This is a genomic window from uncultured Chitinophaga sp. (assembly GCF_937898475.1).
In the GTDB taxonomy this organism is placed as follows: domain Bacteria; phylum Bacteroidota; class Bacteroidia; order Chitinophagales; family Chitinophagaceae; genus Chitinophaga.
Map to the genome: position 1 here is coordinate 1 of NZ_CALEJS010000022.1, position 3731 is coordinate 3731.

The window sequence follows — 3731 nt, forward strand, 5'->3', positions numbered from 1 at the left end:
GCAAACATAAATCCAAATAGCCGAATCTTGAAGATGCTGTCTACCGGGAGCTTACGGTTTCCGGGCAGTTCATCCAGATTAGGCATCCCCTCTAAATCCTATAGTTTAAAAAAGCCGACGCATTGCGCCGGCTGTGCGTCAGCAACACCCCCCTTTTTAAGCTGATCTTTTCCTGTACGGTTCTATAAAGTTTTTCAGATCAGCGATAAATTCATCAACAACACATACGATTTTCTCTTTTTCAGCATTGCTTAAACTCTTGGAACTTCTCATCTTCCTGTAAAAAGTAGGGGTGCTATAGTTACATTCTTCTGACACCCTTTCCCGAAAGCCAATAGGAACATCTGATAACTTCAGATATACGAGGTTTAAGAAATTCTCCGGGTGCGGTTCCGGTTGTTGTAATTTTTTCATGCGCTAGAATTTAAATAATAGTTATTGGATTGTAAGATTATATTATAGTTTACTAGTTTACATGCTATTGCTTGCCCAAGCTCGTAAGCTATGGCAAAGTTCTTTTCTCTAATGGGAAGTATCTCTGCTCGTTTCCAAGATCTGTGATACTAGAACAATAAGTACATTCCCAATGTGTAAAGTTGCAGATGACAATTGCATCTTTCTATGGCGACGATCCCTATGTTACTTGAGGCTCTCAAAGTAGTTAATGCGTGCGCGTAACTCCTCTACAGTAATTGTCAACGTTCTAATATGATGCTCGTTATTCTCTAGTTTATCTTTAAGAAAGGCAACCTCCATTAGAAGCTGTTCGCTTCGAGCCATCAGCTCTTCGTTAGTCGGCCTTTTGATATTTCGGGATTCATCTACTTCGACTCCACCTAGTGGCTCACCGTAATCTCTTGCCAACACTATCTCCGCCTGCAGACGATGTTTTTTTGGATAGTTACGACGTCCGGCAAGTATATGACTTAGGCTACTATGGCTCAGCCCTACCTGGCCACCGAAATAATCTACCACTTGAATCTTACGGGTTGCTCTTAATATGCGGACCTTGGAGCAAAAAGCCTGGGTCCATTCATCCTGAATGAACTTGTTGGGAGTTTCAGAACACATATCTGGCATTTGTCTGTCAATCTGCAAAAGCTAAATGAATAGATTTGTTCAACGGTAACTGTTGTCAATGGAAAAAGTTAAGGCTGGGAGTTGCGCAGGAGTGTATAAACAGAAATGGCGCGGAACCCAACCTGCCGCCTGCGACCCCTGGGAGGGCATGGGACGGACAAGAAGGGCCCACGCCAGTAACGCAGGCCACCTTCATCGTCTCATCCCATTTTCGAATTTCCCAGGTTCGCAGGTGAGATTTCAGAAGCAGCTTCAATATCTTAGAAGTTGCAATATATAATTTCTACCAGCATTCAGCCGGCGGTTATATGTTTTTTAGGTTATAAAAAAGCCCCCTAGAAGTGATTATACTGCCTAAGGCCCGATAATCAGTTCTATCCGAATCAAAAATACTAAAAATTTCATAAAAAAGAACAGATGGCATCTAAAATAATTCTATTGGAACTATTATTTATGCATTTGGAACCTTAATTATATCATTATCAGTATTTTGAGTCTTCTTATATTTATGCTGCGATACGAAATCCTAGCATGAATAAACCCAGATCAAACAGAAATAAGCCGGCCTATCTGCCAAAGCCAAAGCCTAATAACGATGAGCAGTCAGAAACTAAAAAGCCGAGGTATAACCGCATTAAAACAGTGCTCTCTGATCTTGATATCTCCAATAAGGAACTGGCCAACCGTCTGGGTGTAACAGAAGGCACTGTTTCCACCTGGTGCAGGAACTTTAAGCAGCCTAAGATTGAAACCTTATTTGAAATTGCCAAAGCTCTGGAGGTAGAACCAGGTACACTGCTCAACACTGTTAAAAAAGCCGAGGTTTGACGTGTGGTAGCAGCTAATAATTTGAAACTCCTAAAACAAATAGTACAATTACAACATGTACCCCGCTCAAGTTTACCAAATAATGTTGGCATTGCCAGTGACGTTGTAGAGGAACGTGAAGCTGGTCGTGAAATAATGCAAGAATGGAACATTCAACATGCTCCCACCAACTCCTTTTTATCTCATGGAACTTCATCAACTATATCGCTATCCCCATTTTCTCTGCTGTCTCTTTAATTAATTTCATATTATCCCTGGCCAGCCATAATTCTTTGATCTTATTAGCGGCTTCTTCGGGAGTGATGCGGATGTATTTATAAAAGTCCTTTGTTCTTTTGTGACCACTGATTTTCATGATCAGTTCTACCGGAGTTCCTGCTAAAAATTCATTCGTGCAAAAAGACCGCCGGGCAGTATGAGAAGTAATCCATTCATACTTAGGTTTCGTTACTACCACATTTTGGTTACCTTTTTTGTAGGAGAATTTAACCAGGCGGGTAATACCTGCCAGTTTGCCAATGGTTTTAATATGACGGTTGAATTCAGGGTTAGTCAGTTCCGGTATTTTGTCTCTAAACTGGCGGGTAAAGATCTGCTTTGCTTCATGCCTCAAGGGAATAATTACCCAGTGGTCGGATTTTTCCTGCTTCTTATAGAGCATATCCCGTTGCAGGTCTTCCGGTCTAAGTGTAGAGAAATCAGAGAACCGTAATCCTGTAAGGCAAGCCAGGACAAATAGATCTCTGTACTCGATTAGATGCGGGTGAGCTGAAAGATCAGTTTGATAGATGTCGGCAATCTCCTGGTGTGTTAAATAGATAGCGTCACTCTCTTCTTCGGGTATCTTAAAATCTGTCAGGTCAATCGGAGCAATGATTTTTCTTTTCACACGATCTTTGATAAAGCCCCGCAGGTGTTTGATGGTCTTACCAATGGTATTTAGCTTTAAACCAGTGAGCTCTTCCTGACGGCGCATGTGGGCATGCTCAAAGGTGAGGTAGTCTACAAAATCTTCATAGAAACTAAAATCAAGGCTTTCAAACGTTATTTTTTTGGCGCTGTATTTTTCATAGGCGAGCAGGTGTGATTTGACATTCCTATAAACGGTAAGAGTAGCTGCACTGACCTTACGTTGTTTGGATTTGATGTACTCATCAAATTGGTAATAGATATCCAGTTTGGATCTTTTTTCTTCCGCTTCTTTCTTTGCTGCTTCATTTACTCGTTCCTCCACAGTGCTTACCTCCAAGGAGGGAGAAAAGGTTTTCTTTACAAACGCTCCTTTATCCCGAATTTTTGTTTGAACGGCATGAGTGACCAGGTCCTCAGCGATCCTAACTAGCCGCCTAAGTTCCTTGTTTAAAGCTTCGTGATCTCCAAATTCTAAGGGAAGCTTATCTGTAATACAACACTGTTTTGCTTTCCAGTAGGCGGGTGGAATTTTAATGCCAGTATGCAGTAACGTCTTTTGTTTGGCATTATAACAGTATTGAATAAAAACAGTAGAAGTACCATCTTCATGCACTCTCTTTGTGCGACAAATCAACTTGATCGGCAACTTCATAATCCTGACATTTTAAAGACCATCACTCGGGTCGAGTTCCAGGTCGAGTTATTAAAGTGTCAAGCTGAAATAAAGGTAGGAAGAATGAGTAGGCGATGTTGTTGTTAAATCGTGAAAATCAACCCCTTAACTGTTAAGTTGAGTAAAATAAAAAAAGGATCATCATTGCTGATGATCCTTTGATGCGGACCGGACGGGACTCGAACCCGCGACCTCCGCCGTGACAGGGCGGCATTCTAACCAACTGAACTACCGATCC

Annotated in this window: 4 protein-coding genes and 1 tRNA gene; 1 reads left to right on the forward strand and 4 read right to left on the reverse strand. The window is 41.5% G+C overall.

The genetic code is table 11. The features are described from left to right. Nucleotides 1-156: 156 nt before the first annotated feature. Nucleotides 157-414 carry a hypothetical protein gene (locus tag Q0577_RS15705; RefSeq protein WP_298737835.1) on the reverse strand — a complete coding sequence of 86 codons (258 nt, stop codon included), beginning with the start codon at nucleotides 412-414 and terminating at the stop codon, nucleotides 157-159. Nucleotides 415-639: 225 nt separating this feature from the next. Then, on the reverse strand, nucleotides 640-1098 hold the full coding sequence (locus Q0577_RS15710; RefSeq protein WP_298737837.1) for a hypothetical protein: 459 nt from the start codon (nucleotides 1096-1098) through the stop codon (nucleotides 640-642). Nucleotides 1099-1611: 513 nt separating this feature from the next. On the opposite strand from Q0577_RS15710, the gene Q0577_RS15715 reads away from it, so the two are divergent. After that, complete coding sequence (locus tag Q0577_RS15715) at nucleotides 1612-1908, forward strand: helix-turn-helix transcriptional regulator (RefSeq protein WP_298737839.1); 297 nt, start codon at nucleotides 1612-1614, stop codon at nucleotides 1906-1908. A 199-nt stretch (nucleotides 1909-2107) separates the two neighbouring features. Here Q0577_RS15715 and Q0577_RS15720 read toward each other — a convergent pair whose 3' ends face one another. Both Q0577_RS15720 and Q0577_RS15725 read right to left on the reverse strand, forming a co-directional pair. Continuing rightward, nucleotides 2108-3472: a site-specific integrase gene (locus Q0577_RS15720; protein WP_298737841.1), complete on the reverse strand. Its 1365-nt coding sequence runs from the start codon at nucleotides 3470-3472 to the stop codon at nucleotides 2108-2110. 185 nt (nucleotides 3473-3657) lie between these two features. Then, nucleotides 3658-3731 (reverse strand) — tRNA-Asp (locus Q0577_RS15725).